14 protein-coding genes are annotated in these 22,133 nt (G+C 40.0%); 6 read left to right on the top strand and 8 right to left on the bottom strand.

Translation table 11 applies throughout. From position 1 onward, the window contains the following. Positions 1 to 22: 22 nt before the first annotated feature. From I6F10_RS11205 to I6F10_RS11190, 4 genes are all read right to left on the bottom strand, one after another. The gene (locus tag I6F10_RS11205) at positions 23 to 679 is read right to left on the bottom strand and encodes a class I SAM-dependent methyltransferase (RefSeq protein WP_024596051.1); all 657 of its coding nucleotides are present in this window, start codon (positions 677 to 679) and stop codon (positions 23 to 25) included. A gap of 28 nt (positions 680 to 707) precedes the next feature. Next, positions 708 to 4,358 (bottom strand): AAA family ATPase, encoded by a 3,651-nt coding sequence (locus I6F10_RS11200; RefSeq protein ID WP_165723792.1) that lies wholly within the window; start codon positions 4,356 to 4,358, stop codon positions 708 to 710. Next, on the bottom strand, positions 4,355 to 5,602 hold the full coding sequence (locus tag I6F10_RS11195) for an exonuclease SbcCD subunit D C-terminal domain-containing protein (protein ID WP_165723791.1): 1,248 nt from the start codon (positions 5,600 to 5,602) through the stop codon (positions 4,355 to 4,357). The genes I6F10_RS11200 and I6F10_RS11195 overlap by 4 nt, the downstream gene beginning before the upstream one ends. A 78-nt stretch (positions 5,603 to 5,680) precedes the next feature. Continuing rightward, complete coding sequence (locus I6F10_RS11190; RefSeq protein WP_002959190.1) at positions 5,681 to 5,917, bottom strand: hypothetical protein; 237 nt, start codon at positions 5,915 to 5,917, stop codon at positions 5,681 to 5,683. A 579-nt stretch (positions 5,918 to 6,496) separates the two neighbouring features. On the opposite strand from I6F10_RS11190, the gene I6F10_RS11185 reads away from it, so the two are divergent. The 4 genes from I6F10_RS11185 to I6F10_RS11170 all read left to right on the top strand — a co-directional run bounded on the left by I6F10_RS11185 (position 6,497) and on the right by I6F10_RS11170 (position 11,248). Then, positions 6,497 to 8,944 carry a M1 family metallopeptidase gene (locus I6F10_RS11185; protein ID WP_165723790.1) on the top strand — a complete coding sequence of 816 codons (2,448 nt, stop codon included), beginning with the start codon at positions 6,497 to 6,499 and terminating at the stop codon, positions 8,942 to 8,944. Next, complete coding sequence (locus I6F10_RS11180; RefSeq protein WP_165723789.1) at positions 8,944 to 9,438, top strand: DUF6702 family protein; 495 nt, start codon at positions 8,944 to 8,946, stop codon at positions 9,436 to 9,438. The genes I6F10_RS11185 and I6F10_RS11180 overlap by 1 nt, the downstream gene beginning before the upstream one ends. A 321-nt stretch (positions 9,439 to 9,759) precedes the next feature. Beyond that, positions 9,760 to 10,377 (top strand): HAD family hydrolase, encoded by a 618-nt coding sequence (locus I6F10_RS11175; RefSeq protein ID WP_165723788.1) that lies wholly within the window; start codon positions 9,760 to 9,762, stop codon positions 10,375 to 10,377. Between the two features lie 145 nt (positions 10,378 to 10,522). Continuing rightward, positions 10,523 to 11,248 carry a YebC/PmpR family DNA-binding transcriptional regulator gene (locus tag I6F10_RS11170; protein ID WP_165744008.1) on the top strand — a complete coding sequence of 242 codons (726 nt, stop codon included), beginning with the start codon at positions 10,523 to 10,525 and terminating at the stop codon, positions 11,246 to 11,248. 212 nt (positions 11,249 to 11,460) lie between these two features. On the opposite strand, the gene I6F10_RS11165 is transcribed toward I6F10_RS11170, so the two are convergent. Further along, positions 11,461 to 13,650, bottom strand: a complete 2,190-nt coding sequence (locus I6F10_RS11165; protein ID WP_197098846.1) for a malate synthase G — start codon at positions 13,648 to 13,650, stop codon at positions 11,461 to 11,463. 240 nt (positions 13,651 to 13,890) lie between these two features. Between I6F10_RS11165 and I6F10_RS11160 the strand changes: the two genes are divergently transcribed. Next, positions 13,891 to 15,492, top strand: a complete 1,602-nt coding sequence (locus I6F10_RS11160) for an isocitrate lyase (protein WP_197098845.1) — start codon at positions 13,891 to 13,893, stop codon at positions 15,490 to 15,492. An 819-nt stretch (positions 15,493 to 16,311) separates the two neighbouring features. Here I6F10_RS11160 and I6F10_RS11155 read toward each other — a convergent pair. The 3 genes from I6F10_RS11155 to I6F10_RS11145 all read right to left on the bottom strand — a co-directional run bounded on the left by I6F10_RS11155 (position 16,312) and on the right by I6F10_RS11145 (position 21,033). Continuing rightward, a complete protein-coding gene (locus I6F10_RS11155) occupies positions 16,312 to 18,330 on the bottom strand; it encodes a S9 family peptidase (RefSeq protein WP_197098844.1) in 2,019 nt (672 codons plus the stop codon). Between the two features lie 155 nt (positions 18,331 to 18,485). Further along, positions 18,486 to 19,220, bottom strand: a complete 735-nt coding sequence (locus I6F10_RS11150) for a 5-oxoprolinase subunit PxpA (RefSeq protein ID WP_197098843.1) — start codon at positions 19,218 to 19,220, stop codon at positions 18,486 to 18,488. Between the two features lies 1 nt (position 19,221). After that, positions 19,222 to 21,033 (bottom strand): glycoside hydrolase family 3 protein, encoded by a 1,812-nt coding sequence (locus I6F10_RS11145; RefSeq protein WP_197098842.1) that lies wholly within the window; start codon positions 21,031 to 21,033, stop codon positions 19,222 to 19,224. Positions 21,034 to 21,358: 325 nt separating this feature from the next. Here I6F10_RS11145 and I6F10_RS11140 point away from each other — a divergent pair, with 325 nt between their 5' ends. After that, on the top strand, positions 21,359 to 22,030 hold the full coding sequence (locus I6F10_RS11140; protein ID WP_442960862.1) for a cache domain-containing protein: 672 nt from the start codon (positions 21,359 to 21,361) through the stop codon (positions 22,028 to 22,030). Positions 22,031 to 22,133: the final 103 nt, after the last annotated feature.

The raw sequence follows: 22,133 nt of genomic DNA, 5'->3' as shown, positions 1-22,133 counted from the left end.
GTGCTTGTTTAGCTTGTGAAACTTAAACTACATATCCGCTAAAACCTAGGGCTTTAAAATACAGCTTCGGAATGCCAAATTTGCACTCGTTTAGTAGTTCGCTAAAGCGCATTCTATCAAGCGGGTAAAACTCATTTTCTAAGTCGTGCCCTGTTTGTGTTTTACCTGTTTCGGTTAAACCCAATTGCGCGCACGTTGTGAGCTGGGCTTCGCGCTCAAATGAAGTTTCGGGGCGCATTAAATCTGCAATAAAAAGGTTTGCGTCTTTTTTAAGACTTCCTTTAATTGCTTTTAATAACTCTTTTTTATCGCCGTTATCTTCTAAAAAATGCATTACTAATAAACATAAAACGGCATCGGCTTTAACCGATAACTTATCAACTGGGCCATTATGTACATCTACGCGGCTTGTTATGCCTTGTTCATCAAATTGCTGCTGTGCGATAGCAAGCATATCGGCTGATGTATCTTGCGCAGTAAATTGCCATGTAGGGTTTAGTGCAGCCAGTGCAAGTACTTCTTTGCCTGTGCCTGCCCCTACTACCAAAATATGCGCATTGTCGCTTAGCGTTGCTTGTAGTTGCGCATTAGTGAGCTGATGTAATAATTCATAACCAGGCACTAAACGGGTTATGCGGCTATCGTATTGTGTTGCTTGCTCGCCTGTAAACGTTGGCATTGTATCTCCTTGTTTTCAGTAATGTTGCTTATAAAACTTCAACTGTGGAATATCCACCTGGCTTTTTGGCTACATGCACTTGAGTGGCTACACGCTCGCTCATTTGTGTTACGTGCGATATAACGCCTACTTTTCTGCCTTGTGCTTGCAAAGAATCCAAAGCGTCCATTGCAATGCTTAGGGTTTCGCTGTCTAACGTACCAAACCCTTCGTCAATAAACAAAGAATTGATTTGTACTTTGTTAGACGAAAGCGATGCTAAACCAAGTGCAAGCGCTAGCGATACTAAAAATGACTCACCGCCCGAGAGCGTATTAACAGAGCGTTGCTCGTCGGCCATGTCGCGGTCGATAATTGCAATGTCGAGCGTTTGCGCTATGGCGGTTAATTCGTAGCGTTTGTTGAGTGTTTTTAAATGGCTGTTGGCATAGTGCAGTAATATTTTTAACGTTTGTGTTTGTGCTAAGTTACGCATGGTTTTACCCGTTGCATCGCCCAATACTTTATTAAGCAAGTGCCACTGCTCTACCTGTGTTTTAAGCGTAGTTAACTCAGCTTGTTTGCCTTCAAGCGCCTTTGCGTTTTGGTTGTGTTGCTCTATAGCGGTATTAGTTGCTAGTAATGAATTTTGCAGCTGCGTTTGTTGCTCATTTAAGCTGCTTAATTGCGTACTTAAAGCCTCTGCACTTTGTGTTGGCTTATCGCTACTGTTGTGTTTTTCAAGCGTAAGTTGCTGCTGTTTTAATGCGGCATTTGCATCTGTTAACGCTTGAGTTAACTGCTCGTGTTGATTTAAATGCGCTTTAATAGTCTCGCTACTTAGCGTTAGTAAAATTTTGATCTGTTCGTGCGTTACGTCGCTGTATTGCGCTTTAAAGTCAGCAAACCACTGGTTGTAACGTGCCTCAAGTGTTGCTAGTTCTTGGCTGTTTTCAAGTAAGCGTTGCTCCACATTTTTAAGCGTTATAGCGTGCTCATCTCGTTGTTTTATCGCGTCGTCATAGGCTTTTTGGCTCGCTTGAACCTGCGATTGTTTTTGCTCTTGCTCACTTGTGAGTTTTGCTTGGTAGTCGTCTGCGCTTATTTGCTCGTTATTAAATAAAGCTGAGCGCTCACTTTGTACAGCGTCTAATAGCTCTTTTGCTTTTACAAACTCTTCATTAAGTGCTTTTAACGATTGCTCGCTTTTACTAACAAGCGGGGTAAGCTGCTTTATTTGCTCATTAGCTGTGTCTTGGCGCTTTTGGCTTTGCTCAAGTTGCGTTTGAGTTTGCTGATACTGTGTAACCTGCTTGTTCAGCTCGGTAAGTTCAAGCGTATTGGCTTGTAGTTGCTGCCAAAAATCATTGTTTTCAAATTGATTATTGAGTGTTGTACCCAGCTCGTTAATTTGTGCACTAAGCTCGCTATGCTTACTCGTTAACTGGTTTTGCTGGTGTGTAAGCTCAAGGTGTTTATTACTCAGTTGCTGCTGTACTTGCTGCTCTGCTTTAAGTGCTGCTTGTAGCTCGTTTACTTTGGTTTGCAATGTACGTTGACGTTTTTGTTGCTCAAAGTATTGCGCTTTTTGCTGCGTTAATTGCTTATAAGTTACTTCAAGCTGATCAGGCGTTAAGTCGTTAAGCTCACTACGTGCACCTTGCATGGTATTTTTAATGTCGAGCTGTTTGGCTTTTGCTGTTTGTATTATTTGCTCAAGTTGTCCGTGTTCAGCAGTTAATACAGCATGTTGAGTTTGATGTTTATGCAGCTCGCTTTGTGCATGGTCAAATTGCTTTTTAGCGGTATTAAAAGCATTTTCAAAATCAGTAATTAAGTTATTTAATTGCTGATTTTGATTTACCGCATACGGATGCTCCGTTGCGCCGCACACTAAACAAGGCTCATTAGGGCGAAGCTCAGTGCGTAAATGCTCTACGTTTTCGCTGGCTCTTAAGCGCGCTTGGTTAAGTGCGTACTCGCTGCCTTTAAGTGCTTGCTCGCTGGTTATTAAATGCTGATTAAGTAAAGCATGGGCTTGCTGGCTTTCATTTAGCTGCTGATTGAGCACTTGCTGGCGTTGAGTGCTTTGTTTTAGCTCTGCGTTAAATTGCTTATAGCGCTCTCGCTGCTCTTTTAAGTAATCAATACTTTTTAGCTGCGCGTCGCAGTGCTCTGCATTAAATTCATTAAGCTGAGTATTTAAAACCTGCAAAGCTGACTGCTCGCTCGTAAGTAACGCCTCGCACTGCTGCACTTTATTATTTTGTGTATTTAATCGCTCGCTCTGACCTGCAAGCTCGGTATTAAGAGTTTGGCTTTGTGCAAGGTTTGCAGTTAATTGCTGCTGTGCATTTAAGTAAGTATTAAAGCTTTGCTGATAGTAGCTCCAGTCTTTTGCTAAAACGTGCAGCTGTGCATGCTCATTAAGCCATTGCTGGCTTTTAGTTGAGTCGGTATTAGCGAGCTCTAGCTCGTTATTGCTTTGTTTAAGCTGCTGTGTGAGCTCATCAAGTTGAGTTTGCTCTTTGGTTATTTGCGACTCTGTGCCTTTTACAGCTTGAGTTTGCAAAGCAATGCTGCTGTCGAGCTCTCTCGCTTTTGCTATAACGGGCGCTGCATTTTGTTTTTGCTCATTGGCGTTATTAAGTAGCTCAGTATGCTTAGCAAGCGCGGTGTTACGCTCGTTAATTACCGCTAAATGATCAACACTTTTAAGTGATGTTATTTGCTGATCTAACGCCGTATTTTGATCGGTTAATTGAGTAAAACGGCTGCGGTTATCTTTTATTTCAAGCGCCTGCTTGGCTTGTTTTGCTTGCTCGCTTTGATCAACGATACTTTCAAGCGCTGAGCTTGCTTGTTGCTGGGTTTGCTGTGCCTGCAGTAAGCTTTGCTCAAGCACTGTAGCTTGCTGATACCAGTTAAGTGCTTTTTCGGTTTTGGTTAGCTCTTTTTTAGTGTGTTCGGTTTGCGCTTTTAAATCGGTTAACTTGGTTTGTTGTAACTCAAGTTCATCGGTCGTTAATAAGGTATAGCTTTGAAGGCCTGCTTTGAGCGCTTCAAGCTTTGCCACTTGCTCTTTATGGCGCTCAAAAATACGCACACCAATACGGCTAAATTTATCGGTGCCTGTTAAGCACTCCAAAAGTTGCGCTCGCTCATCGCCAGTGGCTTTTAAAAATGCAGCAAACTCATGTTGCGCTAAAAGTACGGCACGGGAGAACTGCTCAAAGTTAAGCCCTATTTTACTCTCAACTTCTTTTATTGTGTGGCTTTTGTCAGCTATTAAGGTTTCGTCTGGCAGGGTTACTAAGGTGTGCTCTGCTACTTTAAGTTTGCCAGTTACCTTTTTATGAGTGCGTGAAACTGTATAACGCGCGCGGTAAAGCTGTTTATCTTGCCCTAAAAAGTCAACCTCGGCGTAGCCTTCCCATGTACCTCGGCGAAGTAGGTTCCGCGCATCATTAAGCTTAATGCTGTCGCCATTAAACTCAATTAAGTTACCTTTATCGCCGCGTAGCCTCGCTGTTTTTGTATAAAGGGCTAAACATATCGCATCTAAAAAAGTACTTTTACCAGCGCCGGTATCGCCTGTTATCGCAAATAAGCCTGCATCTTTTAATGGGGCTTGAGTAAAGTCTATTTCAGCATCAACTATTGAAGCTAAATTATGAATACGAACTGCGGTTATTTTCATAGTTGTTCTTGCTCCGTTAGCTCGTTTATCACGTCACTTAAAAGTGCTTTTAGCTCATCGGGTACACTTTGCCCAGCCATGTCTTTATCGTTTGCAAATGCTTGTTCTAATAAGTTAAGCGGGTTGAGCATTTCAACTTCGCTTAAATCTTCAAATACGGTGTTGTCGTCATTTTGCGCTGATTGCTCACGTACACGTTCAATACCACAAAATTTAATATGCTTGCCTTCAAGTGCTTGTTCTATTTGTTCTCTGAAGGTGGTGTCGGTATCGCTTGATTTAAGCTTTACACGTAAATAAGGCGCTATTGTATTTTGTGCAGTGTCGAGCGCTTTAATTTGCTCGCATAGTTCGCTTAATGGTACACACTCCCCTTTTGGTAAAATAATTACATCGGCAGAGCGCGGAATGTAAAGGGGGTTTACAGTTGTACTAATATGTTGTTTTTCATCAGTAATAAACTCAACAACATTTACTTGGTGCGTGTAGTTACGTTCTGAAAACGACATAGGGATAGGTGTGCCGCTGTAGCGAATAACATTACTTTTAGCGACTTGTTGCGCTTTGTGTAAATGCCCAAGGGCAACGTAGTTGGCTTGTTTACCAAATACATTAGCAGAAATAGACTCTTCACCACCTATTACTAAGTTACGCTCAGAATCACTTGAGATATCCCCGCCTTTTGCGTGTAAATGCCCCATAACTATTAGTGGTGAGTTTTGCTCGTTTATATTAGTAGCTTGCTCTAGTGCAAGTTCATAAGCTTTTGCAACGCCTTGAGCGTAACTAGGGCCGTTTTCAGTTTGGCTAAGTAAACTTACATCGCTTGCACGTAAAAATGGCATAGCGACGATTACAGCGCGTTTACCATTGGTATCTATGGTAATAACAGTTTCATCGGGTGTCGCGACATCAAAGCGCCCTACTACGTGTGTATCAAATTGCGCTAGTAATGGCTGAGCTGCCAAAATACGATTTGCAGAGTCGTGGTTACCCGCAATAATTACTACGTGTAATTGTGGGCATGCCTTTTTGGCGTCTTTAATAAATTGGTAAAGCTGATTTTCGGCGCTAGCGCTTGGAGTCGCGGTATGATAAATATCGCCAGCAACTAAAAGTAAGTCTATTTGTTGTTCAACAAGAGTGGCTAATAACCATGTAAAAAAGGCTTGATGCTCAACACGGCGGTCGTGTTCGTAGAATTGTTGGCCAAGGTGCCAATCTGAGGTGTGGAGGACTTTCATGTCGCGCTCTTAATTAAACCGTAAGAGCGCCAATATACCCAAGGCAGTTAAAGATGCAAGCCTAAGCCGTGTATTACCTTAGGTTAAACTGTACCAAGCTGAAAAAACAACCGGTAATGCTAAAAGTGCCATTAATAATGGAATTTTTAACGTTTTAGTTTGTTTTGCGTGTAGCGCCTTTAATGCATTAGTTTCGTTGCACGCTGCTACTTTATCGATATAAAAATAACCCGAATCGAGATACTGCTTACAGTTATTCTCACTTGCTGGAATCGCAATTAGTTCTTGTTGTTTTTTTAGGATGTAAAAATCCATAAGCCCACCGCATTTCTTGCTAGTAATCGATATTAATTTGAGGATAAATGTGACGAATTTATTTGCCTCAAATAAAAAGGTTGGCGATTTTAAATATAAACTGCACTAAAGATCAACCTAAAATTGCACTATTTATCATTTATCGTAAAAATAGCGAACATTAAGGAAGTTCGGCAATATTTGAGCCAATAATTCAGCTGTTTTCACTGTATTTTTGTTCAGTAGAGTGGGCTTTTAGCTCATTTTACTTGTTGGAAATTTGAGACACTTATACATAGGATTATTGGTTTACCTGATAATGTTAAAGCAATACTTTTTTAGCAAAGTAGGTAAAATTAATGTGCTTTTTTCAAGCTCTAAAACTTGTATTTAACAGCTCAAAACCATTATTAAAACCCACTTTTGTAAAGCCCCTTTACAGTTTTTATTTATTCGTATTTTGTTACAAAATAATTGTACTTTTCAATCTAATAAACTAAGTGAACATCACCCTAAAAATACGGTACTTGGTCGCTAATTTATTGAAGCTAACTGGTATATTTGTCAAAGTATGCTCACAAAATTATATTAGGACTAACAATGAAAAAAATAGGTCTTACGCTAAGTGCTTTTGTATTGCCTTTGGCAATATCTAGTGCGGTTATGGCGTCTTCGGTTGAGCAAACAAAAGGTACTTTTGTTGATAAATTTCGTCAATTAGACGAAGCGCTTCCTACACCCAACGTTTATCGTAGTGCCGCTGGCGAACCAGGTGAAAAATACTGGCAGCAACGTGTAAACTACGATATTGATGTAAAGCTAGATGAAAAAAAGCACCGTATTACCGGTAGCCAAAGCATTGAATATAAAAATAACTCTCCGCATACACTTAAATATTTATGGTTACAGTTAGATCAAAATATTTTTAAAAGTGATTCTATTGCCGAAACAACTAAAACGTTTAAAAGCACTTTAGAAAGCCTACCAGCTCAAAAGCCTGCTAAATTAAGTTTAGGTGACTTACGCCGTCAGCAATTTATGAGCGACAACGAACTGGGTTATACAATCAGTGGCGTAAAGGATGACGATGGTAAAGAGCTCCGCGTAACTGTAGTTGATACTTTAATGCGCATTGATTTAAACGAGCCATTAAAACCAGGTAAAGAAGTAGAATTTAGCATGAACTTTGCCTTCAACATTGTTGAAGAAGATGCTGTAGGTGCACGTTCTGGTTACGAGCACTTTGAAGAAGATGGCAACGACATATTCTTAATTGCTCAGTGGTTCCCTCGCTTAGCGGCTTATACCGATTACGAAGCATGGACAAACAAGCCATTTTTAGGTTCTGGTGAGTTTACGCTTGAGTTTGGTGATTACGATGTTGAGATTACTGTTCCTGCGGATCACATTGTATCGGCAACAGGTAAGCTTGATAACGCGAGTAAAGTACTTACAAGTACTCAGCGCAAACGTTTAAAACAAGCTGAAACATCTAAGCGTCCTGTGTTTATTGTTAACGCAGAAGAAGCGCTAGAAAACGAAAAAGAAGGCACCGACAAAACTAAAACGTGGCACTTTAAAGCGCAGAATGTTCGTGACTTTGCTTGGGCGTCGTCTCGTAAGTTTATGTGGGATGCAAAAGGTTATCAACAAGGTGGTGACGTTCAACCTTTAGTTATGGCAATGTCGTTCTTCCCTAAAGAAGGTGGTGACTTATGGAAAAAGTACTCAACTGAAGCGGTAGTACACACAATGGAAGTGTACTCTAAGTATTCTTTTGATTACCCGTACCCAACTGCACAGTCGGTTAATGGCCCCGTTGGTGGTATGGAATACCCAATGATCACCTTTAACGGTCCGCGTACTAAGTTACAAGATGACGGTACTCGTACTTATTCTCAGGCTGAAAAGCGCTTTTTACTTGGCGTAGTTATTCATGAAGTTGGTCATATTTACTTTCCGATGATTGTGAATTCAGATGAGCGCCAATGGACGTGGATGGATGAAGGCTTAAACAGCTTTTTAGATGGTGTTGCTGGTCGTGAATGGGATCCTACAATTCCTTGGGGTGTTGAGCCTCGCGATATAGTGAGCTACATGAAGTCTGAAAACCAAGTACCTGTTATGACTCAGTCAGACAGTGTATTACGTTTAGGCCCTAATGCTTATACTAAACCTGCCGCAGCCCTTAATATTTTACGTGAAGTAATTTTAGGCCGTGACTTATTCGACTTTGCATTTAAAGAGTATGCTCAGCGCTGGAAATACAAGCGCCCTACCCCAGCTGATTTTTTCCGTACAATGGAAGAAGCCTCTGGTGTTGATTTAGATTGGTTTTGGCGTGGCTGGTTTTACACCACAGACCATGTTGATATCTCTTTAGATAAAGTATATCAACTACGTTTAGACACTAAAAACCCTGATATTGATTACAGCCGTTTACGTGATATTGAAGCAGACAAGCCTACGTCATTATTTGTTGAGCGTAACCGCGCCGAAGGTAAAAAAACATGGGTTGAGCAAAACCCTGATGTTACCGATTTTTATGACGAAAATGACCGCTTTACTGTAACCAATAAAGAACGTAACTCGTACAACAAGTTTTTAAAAGGCTTAGAGCCGTGGGAGCGTAAAACGCTTGAACGTGCTTTAGAAGAAGATAAAAACTACTACGTTATGGAATTTTCAAACCTTGGTGGTTTGGTAATGCCTATATTACTTGAGCTAACATATGAAGATGGCACAACCGAAGAGCGTTATATTCCTGCTGAAATTTGGCGTCGTAATTATAAAAATGTTCAAAAGCTAATTGTTACCGATAAAAACAAACCGCTTGTATCAGTTACTGTAGATCCTAATTGGGAAACTGCGGATGTAGATATTGAAAATAATAACTACCCTCGTCGCATTATTCCTTCACGTATTGAAGTGTTTAAAAAGGAAAAGAGTAAAGCTAAAGTAAGTCGCGATATCATGCAAGATATTAAAACTGAGCTTAAAACTGATGAGAAGAAAGACGAAAAAGATAACGGTGAGGAGCCGCAATAATGCGCTTTTTGCTTATTATTGTTTGCCTTTTAGTTGCTGCGCCGAGTATGGCGCATCAACTAAAATCGTCAGTTACAACCGTGCTTTTTAATAAACGAACGCATAATGTTGAATTAATGCATCGCTTTTATTTACATGATACCGAACACGCCGTAGGAACATTATTTGAAGGCAAAATCGATATTATTAGTAATAAAGCCGATCAGCAACGTTTTGCTAAGTATGTTGAATCGCATGTTGCTCTACAAACGTTAAGTGGTGAACCTTTACCACTTAACTTTGTGGGAGCACAAGTTGATGGTAAGTTTTTTTGGGTTTACCAAGAAGCACCAATTCCTGAAAACATTGAAGGAATTAAAATGAGCAATGGCGCGCTTCGTGATTTATGGCCATCTCAGGTAAATATGGTAAACGTTGAGGGCAAAGGTAAGATTAAAACTTTAAACTTTGCACAAGATGATACTTGGCTCGAAGCCCGCTTTGAGCAAAATTAACAGTTAAAACTTCCCCAACCAACGCGCACTGCAGTTAATGTGCGCGTTTTCTTTATACGTTTAAACTGCGTTCATTTTTGATCTGGTATATGTAAATTTACGTAAAAATTGGTAGTTCAATTTGTATATTTACCATTTTTTGCGCATGCTACAACTACCAATTATATTTACTGTATTATCAATAGATTGATAGCAGTGCAAATAAATAATTTAAATATAGTTAGTTTCATTTATCCCTTTAGCTATAACTGGCTTGGGCATAAGCAGTAGAGAATTTTATGTTTAAATTTTATTTAGTAATAACTAAATTCAGGGAATGATATGACTACTCAGGTTGAGGCTATTTTTGGAGTAATTTTTGATTTAGATGGAACATTAGTTTCATCCGAACTAGATTTTACATTAATTAAAGCCCAAATAGGTTGCCCTTGCGAGCAAGACTTACTTGATTACATTGCTCAGTTGCCCTCACCGTATATGCGTGAAGAGGCAATGAATATAGTTCACCAACACGAATTAATAGACGCACAACATGCCAGTATTTTACCTGGGGTGAGTGAAGCTATTAATGCTTTAAAGTCTAAAAATATACCGATGGCAATTGTTACTCGCAATTTTGATAAAGCAGCGGCAATGAAATTACAAAATAATCCACTCCCTATCAGCACAGTTTTAACGCGAAGCGATGCCCCAGCAAAGCCAGATCCCAGCGCTTTAAATGCCATTGCTACACTTTGGAACATTAACGCCAGAAATTTACTTTATGTAGGCGATTACCTTTACGACATTCAAGCTGCGCACAATGCAAATATGCGTGCATGTTTATACGCTCCAGAGTTAACGCCAGCTTACGCCGATCAGGCCGATTACGTTTTACATGACTTTGCTGACTTAGTGACATTAGTTGAGAGTTATTCTGAAAAAATAGAGTTATGTTAAATAGCATACCATTTGATTTATTCTGAAATGAGTATGTAGTTATAAAAGTTTTTATTAATCAAGTTTTGCCCATTGCGGAGCTAGCCCAATACGTTTTGAATTGGTAAAATACCGCAAAACGTAACGTATTCATTAGGGGCACAAAATGGGCAGAGCATTTGTAGTTCGTCAAAGTTCTATGATCAAAACAGCCAATGCAAAAACAAAAGTAAACTCAAAGTACGGCAAAGAGATTTACGTTGCAGCAAAAAGTGGTGATCCCGATCCCGAAGTAAACCAAACACTTCGCCGTCTAATCGAAAAAGCTAAAAAAGACCAAGTACCCGCACACGTTATCGAAAAAGCAATTGAAAAAGCAGCCGGTGGCACAGGAGAAGATTACTCTGTTGCCCGTTATGAAGGCTATGGCCCTGGTAACTGCATGGTTATTGTTGACTGTTTAACTGATAATCCAAACCGTACTATCAAAGATGTACGTTTACCATTTACTAAAACAGACTCAAAAATTGGTACTCCTGGCTGTGTAGCGCATATGTTTGATCATTATGCGGTACTTGGCTTTGCAGGCGATGACGATGAAGTCGTATTAGAAGCATTAATGATGGCTGATGTTGATGTAAGCGATGTTGAAGCCGAGGACGGTAAAATATCAGTATTTGCACCGCCAACAGAATACTTTAAAGCTAAAACTGCCCTTGAAGACGCATTTGAAGGCATTAACTTTGAAGTAGATGAAATTACGTTTATTCCTCAAGTTAATATTGAAATTGAAGACGAAGAAGTTATTGCTAACTTTGATAAGTTTATAAATATGCTTGAAGATTGTGACGATGTACAAAATATTTATCACAATGCCATTGTAAAAAATTAAATGTAAACGGTTAAAAGCTTTAAAAAGCGTGTTTTGTGTATGCAAAACACGCTTTTTTACGTTTGAATAAATGTTAGATATTCATGTGTATTATGCTTATTTGAATATATATTTTTAAAATGCCTTAAAAGTGCTGTTATTCTAATTTTAGGCGATAAAAAAACCAGCTTAAAAGCTGGTTTAGTACTTAATTTTAACTTTGATTAAGCAGGTTAAAGCGTATTCGACTTTTGTGCTTTATATTTTATACGGTAGCTATGTAGTAGTGGTTCAGTGTAACCACTAGGTTGCGTTACGCCCTCTAAAACCAGTGCAAGTGCAGCTTGATAGGCAATGCTGTTATTAAGGGTTTCTTCGCTTGTTGCCATGGGTGTATACGCAGTGTCATGCTCGTTTTGTCCATCAACCACTTTGGCCATTTTAGCCATTGTTGATTTTATTTGCGCTTGTGAGCACACGCCATTTAGCAACCAATTAGCCATATGCTGGCTTGAAATACGCAGTGTGGCTCTGTCTTCCATTAAACCGATATGGTTAATGTCGGGTACTTTTGAGCAGCCTACGCCTTGATCAATCCAACGTACAACGTAACCTAAAATACCTTGTGCGTTATTTTCTAGCTCACTTTGAATATCTTCTTTTGAAAGCGTTTTAGGGTCTGTCATTAGCGGCGGTGTAAGCAGATCATTAAGGCTAGCAATAGTACGTTTGGCAATACTTTGCTGCTCAGTAAATACGTATATATCGTGATAATGCATTGCATGCAGGGTAGCGGCTGTAGGGGAGGGCACCCATGCTGTATTAGCGCCTGATTTAGGGTGAGCTTGTTTTTGCTCCATCATTAATGCCATTTTATCTGGCATTGGCCACATGCCTTTACCTATTTGGGCCTTATGGCTTAAGCCACAAGCAAGGCCAATATCGACATTGCGATCCTCATAAGCTTGTATCCACGGTTGCTGTTTAATCTGTGCTTTTGGAAGCACAACACCCGCTTGCATAGAGGTATGAATTTCATCGCCTGTGCGGTCTAAAAACCCAGTATTTATAAATACAACACGCTCTTTAGCTGCATAAATACAGGCTTTTAGGTTTACAGAAGTACGGCGTTCCTCATCCATAATCCCCATTTTAAGGGTGTTTTTAGGTAAGCTTAACGCTTCCTCTACTAAGCTAAATAAAGTGTTAGTAAACGCCACCTCTTCAGGGCCATGCATTTTTGGTTTTACTATATTAATACTTTGCGCGCTTGAGTTTTTTATACCTGTTTTTTTATTTAGGTCGTGCAGGGCAGCGGTGGCTGTAAACATCGCATCCATAATGCCTTCAAATACCGGTTGATTAAACACATCGGTAATAGCAGGGTTCGTCATTAAATGGCCAACGTTTCTTACAAACATCATGCTTCGGCCTTTTAAAGTAACGGTGCCGCCGTCAAGTGCGGTGTATGTTTTATCACTTTGCAGGGTACGCTCAACAGTTTTATCGCCTTTTTTAAACGATTCAACTAAGTTACCTTGCATCAACCCAAGCCAATTTTTATAAACTTGTACTTTGTCTTCTGCATCTACCGCAGCTACTGAATCTTCACAATCCATAATGGTGGTAAGCGCGGCCTCTAGCACTACATCTTTTAAGCCTGCTTTATCTGCTTGGCCAATAATGTGGTGGTGATCGATATGTAACTCTATATGTAGGTCATTGTTTTTTAATAACACTACAGTTGGGTTTTGTGCTTCTCCTTGATAACCAATAAGCTGAGATGGGTTAGCTAATGTGGTTTGAGAGCTGTCACGCAAGGTAATTAAAAGTGCGCCATCTACTACTGAGTAATTCGTGCTTTCTATATGGGAGCCATTGGTCAGCGGCAATGCTTTATCTAAAAACTGGCGAGCGTAGGCCATTACCTTAAAACCACGAACAGGGTTGTAGGTATTACCTTTTTCGGCTCCATCGTCTTCGCTTAACACATCTGTACCGTATAAAGCGTCGTATAACGAACCCCAACGTGCGTTAGCGGCATTAAGTGCAAAGCGTGCGTTACTGACAGGCACAACCAACTGAGGGCCTGCTGTAAGGGCTACTTCGGGTTCTACATTTTGGGTTTCAATTTCAAAGTTGGTAGGCTCTTTAACTAAATAGCCAATATCTTGCAAAAAGGCATGGTACTTAACGCTATCCCACGTTTTATTAGCAAGATGGTAGTCATCTATTTGCTGTTGAAGCAATTCTCGCTTTTCAAGCAGTGCCTTATTAATAGGGGTAAGTGTTTGAACGATATGTGCAAAGCTTTGCCAAAATTGATGCTCACTTAAGTGAGTGCCTGGTAGTAATTGATTTTTAACAAAATCAGCGAGTTGTGTGTCTACGCTGAGTCCTGAATGTGTGAGAGTGTGGGACATAGTTGCCTTCCTTTAAACGGTCGCGATGTTGTTGTGTGCTTGTGCGTTAAGGCAACAATAACTCAAAAAGGCAATGTTGAGTGCTTTTTAGCCATTCACAAAATGTATAGCCACAATAACAACTATAAATTTACTAAATCTAGAAAAGGAGCCTAATGTTGAATTAAGCGCTACGGAACACACTCCTAGCCACTCTCACAACATTAAAATAATTTACACACTCGTTCGAAGGATTTTATTATGACAACATATCAACGCGAAACAGACACACTCTCTACTCTTTGCCAATCACAAGGCAGCGCATGGAAAGCTATTAACCCTGAATACGCAAGCCGTATGCGTTTACAAAACCGTTTTCGTACAGGGATTGAAATTGCGCAATACACAGCAGACGTTATGCGTGAAGATATGGCTGCATATGACGCCGACACAAGCCTGTACACCCAATCTTTAGGGTGTTGGCATGGCTTTACTGCCCAACAAATGATGATGGCTATTAAGCGCCATCAAAAAACAACTAAACGCAGCTATGTATACTTAAGTGGCTGGATGGTTGCAGCACTTCGCTCTGCATTTGGTCCGCTGCCAGATCAAAGCATGCACGAAAAAACATCGGTACCTGCATTAATTGAAGAAATTTACACATTTTTAAAGCAAGCTGATGCACGTGAACTAGATCACTTGTTTAACGACCTAGATGAAGCAAAAGCGAACGGCGGCGATGTTCAAGCTGTTATTGATAAAATAGACAACTTTGAAACTCATGTTGTGCCAATTATTGCTGATATTGACGCAGGTTTTGGTAACGAAGAAGCAACTTACTTACTGGCTAAAAAAATGATTGAAGCCGGTGCGTGTGCCATTCAAATAGAAAACCAAGTATCTGACGCCAAACAATGTGGTCACCAAGCGGGTAAAGTGACCGTTCCACACGAAGACTTTTTAGCAAAGATTAACGCAGTACGTTACGCCTTTTTAGAACTTGGTATTGATAACGGTATTATTGTGGCACGTACAGATTCATTAGGTGCAAGCCTTACTCAAAAAGTACCTGTGTCGCAAACACCAGGTGACTTAGCAAGCCAATACAATGCATTTTTAGAAACGACGCCAATTAACGGTGTTGATGACTTAAATGAAGGCGACACAGCAATGAAAATTAATGGCCAGTTATGTAAACCAACTCGCCTAGATAACGGTTTATTTCAATTCCGCGAAGGCACTGAAAAAGACCGCGTAGTACTAGATTGTATTACGAGCTTGCAGTCGGGCGCTGATTTACTGTGGATTGAAACAGAAAAACCTCATGTTAAGCAAATTGCAGAACTGGTAAATCGTGTAAAAGAACACGTGCCAAATGCAAAACTGGTATACAACAACTCGCCTTCATTTAACTGGACGCTTAAGTTTCGTGAGCAAGTGTATCAAGAGTGGGAAGAAGCAGGCCGTGACCTTAGTGCTTACCCAAGCCTTGGCGATAATAAAGGCCTTATGGCACCAGAAATGGATGCAACAGAGCTTGCACAAGCAGCCGATTTACTAGTGCAAAACTTCCAGCGCGATGGCGCACGTGAAGCAGGTATTTTCCATCACTTAATTACTCTGCCTACGTACCATACAGCTGCGCTAAGCACTGATATTTTATCAGAAGGTTACTTTGGCGATATGGGTATGCTGGCTTATGTACGTGATGTACAACGCCAAGAAATTCGCCGCGAGCAAGCTTCTGTTAAGCACCAAGACCTAGCAGGGTCTAACATGGGCGATACACACAAAGAATACTTCTCTGGTGATAACGCGCTAAAAGCCGGTGGTGAAGACAACACCATGAACCAGTTTTAATTCCTAACTAGATAGTGTTACTCAAGGGCCAATAGGCCCTTTTTTATTGTTTTAAACAAAGTTTAAACATTGAAGCACAATTACAGATCAGACTTTAACTAGGGCGTGTTGATCTTTGTGGATTGAAATTTGTTCAATCTAGGGGCGATTAAATCGCGGCGCGAGGTTTGTAACCTAGTGGGCTAAGTAAAAACCGAGCAACAAAGAGTTTATCGTCCCTAGAAAGAACCCAAAGGGCAGCGCATGTTTGGTATTTATACTACGTTATCGCCTATTCATGGGGAATAACCACACTACATAAGCTCCGCCTTGCCTAAAAACCAAACATACTGCTGCAAATTCACCAACCAAAGTTCAACACGGCCTTGCCAAATCATGTTGGATCACTATTTAACTACCTGAGTGAATTTACAGATCAGAGTTTAACTAACCTTTCATAAAAGGGCATATTTGGGGTGATTTTGCTGTAAAAAGCGTTTACAACAACTTTAAAAGGCAGGTAAGTAACTGATTTTTGCTTTAATAGACAAACTTAGCGATTTTATAAACCGATTTTTTACTAACTTCTCCGTGCGATAAAACAAAATTTTACTAACTGATAGGCTATAAACAGTGACTCAAACCGATTTTTTACCAACTCAAGTTGCAAAAAATGCTATAAACCGAAATTTTACTAACTGAAGTTTTAGCTAAGTCCGATATTTAACTGTCACAGAAGTGTAAAGGGGGTTTACAGTTTGAATACTACGGCGATAAATACAAAAGCCACTTATTTAAAGTGGCTTTTATTTGAGCTATAAATATTATACTAATTTTAGGTTATTTAGTGTGTTTATCAAACCACCATTGAATATAAGCAACTTTGGTCATTAAGTTTGATGGGCGAGCTGTAATACCATGCGATGCATCAGGAATTCGCACCATTGCAGTATCAACGCCTTGTAGTTTTAATGCTTGATAAAACTGTTCAGTTTCTGAAATTGGTGTACGGTAGTCAGATTCCCCAGTGAGCAACATAGTAGGAGTTTTGACGTTTCCAACATAGCTAATAGGCGAGCGTTTCATGTAATGCTCAATGTGATCCCATGGTTTACCTGGGAACCAATAATCAGCAAAAAACGGGTAAAAATCGGCAGTTAGTACAAAACTGATCCAATTAATAACCGGTTTGGCAACTACAGCCGCAGCAAAGCGATCTGTATGACCCACAATCCATGCAGTTAATACACCGCCACCAGAGCCACCGGTTACAAACAATTTAGACTCGTCAATAAAGCCTTTCGCTATTAGCGCATCAACACCTGTCATTAAGTCGTCAAAATCGTTACTTGGGTAATTGTGATGAATAGTTTGTGCAAACTCTTTACCGTATGAATCACTACCACGTGGGTTCATGTATAAAACGACATTGCCTTTGGCTGCAAAAAGTTGAATTTCAGCGCTAAAATGTGGGCCATAATTAGCGACAGGGCCGCCGTGTATTTCTAGTATTAGCGGATATTTTTTACTGCTATCAAATTCAGGTGGGTAAGCAACCCAACCTTGAATAGGTAACTCATCGTGACTTGATTTAACCCAAATTTCTTCCACTTTAGCCAAAGCTTTGTCGCCCAGTGCATCTGCATTAAGGGTAGTTAAACGCTGCGCTTTACCGCGTTTAATTGTTGCTATATCAGCAGGGCGCTGAGTATCGGCAAGGGTAAAGGCTACTTCGCCATCTTCGCTTACATCAAAGTCGCCACCAGAATAAGGGCGTCCAAAGGCAACGCTGCCAATTTGGGTTGTTATTATTTTACGCTTGCCACTGCGTGGTTGATAGGCGAGGGCGGTTTGACCTTTATCGGCGTAACTAAAGTACACACCTTTTGAATTGGCACTCCATTTTATTTGACCTACGCTTCTATCTAAATTTGACGTTAAGCTAGTTGTGTTACCTGTTTTTAAATCACGAATGTAAAGTTGAGCATTTTCGTAGTTAGTGCGTTTATCATCGTAACCTGTGTACGCTAAGTAACGACCATCGGGCGATACTTTAGGCTGCTCATCAGGACCATTTCGATCAGTAATTTCAGTTATATTTTGCGAGGCCAAATCGAGTTTATAAATTTCACTATTTGTGGGTTTTAGCTGGTTGTTTGTGTGCCTGTTCGCAGAAAAATAAAGTGATTTACCGTCTTTACTAAAACTTACATCGCCCGCGTTATCAAATTCATCATCAGTGAGTTGTTTAGCATTACCTCCGTTAGCATCTATGGAAAATAATTGGCTAAAACCTTTTTTTGTGTAACCGCCACCATCTGAACGGTAATACACATCATCAATAAATTTGGCGGGCTTTGCCCAGGTTGCGCCTTTTGGTTTACCTATTAAGCTCACTGGCGATGAATTAGCGCTTGGGACAAACATGCTAAATATTAATTGGTTAGAATCAGGGCTCCATGTAATCGAACGTGGACTACTCGTTAAGTTACTAATTTTTGCCATAGCACCTGTTTTAAGCCATTTAATATATATTTGGCTGCTGCCATCGCGGGTTGATATAAACGCAAGGCGTTGACCATCAGGAGAGAGTACTGGCGAATAATCCATATGTACGCCAGAGGTTAGCGGCTGCATTTGTTTGGTTTTGTAATCAACAGACCAAATATTACCAACTTTGCGATCTGTTTTTATATCCATTCGGTTACGCACAAAATAAACAGTTTTACCGTCTTCGGTTATATCTATTTGATTAGCATATTCTAAATTAAACACCTCTTGCAGTTGTAGTGTATTTGTTTCAGCGTAGGCTAAATTGCTACAGCCTAAAATGAGGCTAAGTGTTAAAAGCTTTTTCATTTTTATCCCTGTTGTTACTTTTTTTAATTTGCTAAGTAGTTATATGTTAGGGATTATTAAATTAACAGTAGGATGCGATGAAGCTCTTATTTAAATCTATGAGTTAAAGCTGTAAAGGGGGTTTACAGCTTCTATTTGTGGTTGTGTAAAAGTGTTTAGTTAGCTGAGTTACACAGGGCTTTTATGTCTTTTATAAGCGCTATGCCATCAGCGTTGTCGCCATGTACGCATAAGCTATGGGCGTTGAGCGTTAGTTTTTTTCCAGTTTGTGTTGTCACGCTGCCATCGGATAAAAGCTGAGTTACTTGTTTTAGTAATGCAGCTTTGTTGTGAACGCTACCCTCAAGTGTTCGTGACACTAAATGCCCGTCGTCGGTGTACTGCCTATCGGCAAATGCCTCAAGTATTAGATCGACTCCTGAATCTTTAGCTATTTGAATGTGCTTATTGGCATTTTTAGTCGCTAAAATCATTAGCTTTAAATCTATTGGGTAGCTGGCGATTGCATTTATAACGGTTTGTAATATTTGATCATTTGCCATCATGTCGTTATAAAGTGCGCCGTGGGGTTTTACATAGCTAAGTGTTAAACCTTGTACTTTTGCCATCCCCTCAATAGCGGCTATTTGATAGTGCAGGCAATTTGTAAGCTCTTTTTCGCTAAGTACCATTGAGCGTCTACCAAAGCCCTGCTTGTCTGGGTAGCTTGGGTGAGCACCAATTTGTATGTTATGTTGCTTGGCAAGAGTGAGCGTGCTTGCCATTACATCAGCATCACCAGCATGGAACCCACAGGCAATATTAGCCATATCAACATGTGGCATTACATCATCGTCTAGCCCCATTTTCCACGCGCCAAAGCTTTCGCCTAAATCACAATTAAGTTTCATATTAGTGCGCCTTTTGCGGTTTTATTGTGACAGGCAGTACGCCGTTAGCAGGTGCTTCACCAAGTAACACTTTTGCAAGGGCGGTAAAAGCAGGCCCAGATACAATATCGTTTTTATCTACATCAATATTATATGCGTAAGATGCAAGTATAGCATTTGCATAATCGCCAAATTTAGCAATATCGTAAGGGGCTCTTAAGCTTATAAAAACAGTTTTTTTATTTTCATCTTTTGCCATATCTAATAATGACTCAAGTGCTTTTGGCTGCTCTGCATTATTAAGTGCAAAATTTGAATCATCTATTAAATCATCCATACCGCCAATTTCTACCGCACTTTGATTAGGCGTTGCATTACCGGCGATAACTACATCAGCAGCCTGTATTTGTGCTTTTGCATGTGCTGGATTAAACCCTTGTAAACTACTACAGCTATAGTTAAGTTTCTGCTGGCTGGTAGCTTCAATTGCTTGCTGCATTGCCATACATTTACGCGTGTCGGGCATAATAATATGAATATTACTTCCTGCTTTTAAATTAAGCGGCAAAGTACTGTTATTATTTTTAACCTGCGTTATTGCCTCTACAGCAAGCTGCGCTTCTATTTCGCGATGTGCTGCACTGCCAATTGTTTGCTTTGCATTTATGAGCGCGGTAATAGGTTCAAAATTAGTGCTTAATCTAAATTTATTTTTAAGTGTAATTATACGCTGTGCCGATTGTGCTATTTCTTGCTCATCAAGTTGATTTGATTTAACCGCTGCAACAAGATCTTTAATAAGATCATCGAGTTTATTTAAATCATCTGGTGTTCTAATTTCAATAGGCATTAGGGCAATGTCAGCTCCAGCGGCAAATGTATTTATTACCGCTTGAGTTGGCGTGAAGAAGTTACTAATACCAGCCATATCAAGCGCATCAGTTACTACAACTCCTTGGTAATTAAGCTCGCCACGTAAAATGTCAGTAATGATTGCGCGCGACATTGTTGCCGGTTTTATCATCGTTTTGCCATTAACACTTATAAACGTTGTGCTATCGAGCGCGGGATATTGAATATGCGCCGTCATTATCATACCTGGGTTTTGCTTGGCGATAATGTGTTTAAACGGTGCTAGGTCTTGCTCGTAAATAACTTCTTTTGCATGGTTTACTTTAGGCAAGCCTGTATGGCTATCTACGTTTGTATCGCCGTGACCCGGAAAGTGCTTTAACGAGGTAATCACGCCATTGCTTTCAAATCCTGCAACCTGTGCGGCGCCCAATTTACTCACTAATGCTGGGTTTTCACCAAATGAGCGTACGTTAATAACAGGGTTGTCGGGGTTCATGTTTACATCAACTGTGGGCGCGTAGTTTACATTTATACCCAGCGAACTTAGCTCTTTAGCTATTACTGTTGCTGTTTTTGTCGCAAAGCTTGTACCGTGTTTTTTGTACGTTGCACCAATCGACATATTACCAGTAAATGATGTAGCAACGTCGCGTGGTAAACGTGCTACACGTCCGCCTTCTTGATCTATTGATATAAATAGCGGCAGCTTACTACTGGATTTACTTGCAGCTGTTTGCAATTGGCTATTAAGCGCAATTGTTTGCTCTATCGATTGAGTGTTTTCAGAAAATAAAATTACCCCACCAATATCGTATTTTGCAATAGCGGTAGCGAGTTCATTAGGTAACTCGGTCATTGGAGTTCGGCATTTATTACTTACTCCTTGCTGGCAGAAGTAACGAAAGTCGAGTATTAGCTTTTGCCCAAGTTGTTGTTCAAGAGAAAGCACGGGTTTAGCAAGCGAGGATTGTAATGGCATTAAGCACCCAGATAAAAAAACGATAGACGATACAATACACTTATTTAGCAAAACACACTCCAAAGCTAAAAAGTAGATAAGTGTAAGCAGCTTAACTACTTTTTGAGGTAACTGCAAAAGAAGGATTTTTTGCAGAGGAACCAATAACGTATTGTAAAAGTTAAAGAAAATTCATAATCTTGCAACTAGCGAAAAGTTATATTTAGTTATATTTTTTGTGGCTTTGTTAATATTAGGTAATAAATTTTCAAGAGGGTATAATTGCGGGCTTTATATACAATTATAGGTTCGGGTACTGAATACCTGTACTTAGGATGGCATACGTTTGCGAAAAAAATTATTAACGGCCTTAAATCTTCGATTTCTTATTTTGCTTTTAGCGATTACGGCTTCTATTAGTACTTTAGTAAGTAGCTTTTATTCTACCTACCAAGTACAAAAAGAGCAGTTAACAGCTTACACGCTAAAAAGTAACTATGCTTATGCCAATAAACTGGCATCCGCAACAAATAATTTTTTAGAATCCGCAATGCAACAACTGGCCTATTCAGCTAAAAAAATAGAGCAAAGAGTTGATGATGAAGATTTATTAAACCAAGAAGCGACCCGCTTACACTTACAAACGAATAGCTTTAACTCGGTTGTAATTAATAAGCATAGTGTTGTTGTCGCAACCTCTCCTAAATTTCCACAACTTATTGGTGAATCAATCCACTCACCCGGCGCTGTACAAGCGCTACAAGAAAAAAGACCATTAATCAGCGCGCCTTATGTGTCGGCTGCTGGGAACTTTATTGTTTTTATTTCTCATCCTTTGTTTGATCAAAGTGGAGATTACCTTGGTTATATTGGTGGCTCTCTTTATCTAAAGGAGCGTAATATTTTAAATAGCTTATTAGAGCAGCATTATTATGAGGGTGGAACATATATTTATGTGGTCGATGCCAGTAGGCGAATTCTCTATCACCCAGATCAGGCACTTATAGCTGTCTCTTGATCACAAGTCTGACTCAAGAGATTTTGCTAAATCGTAGCCTTCCAGGATGGCTTGTAACTTAAGCCATCCTTTCCATAACACTTTCACAGATGCACGCCCTGTG

It is taken from the genome of Pseudoalteromonas sp. SWYJZ98, assembly GCF_015864495.1.
GTDB lineage: Bacteria > Pseudomonadota > Gammaproteobacteria > Enterobacterales > Alteromonadaceae > Pseudoalteromonas > Pseudoalteromonas distincta.
Note: the sequence above shows the minus strand (reverse complement) of the source record. Positions and strands in the feature narration are given on the sequence as shown.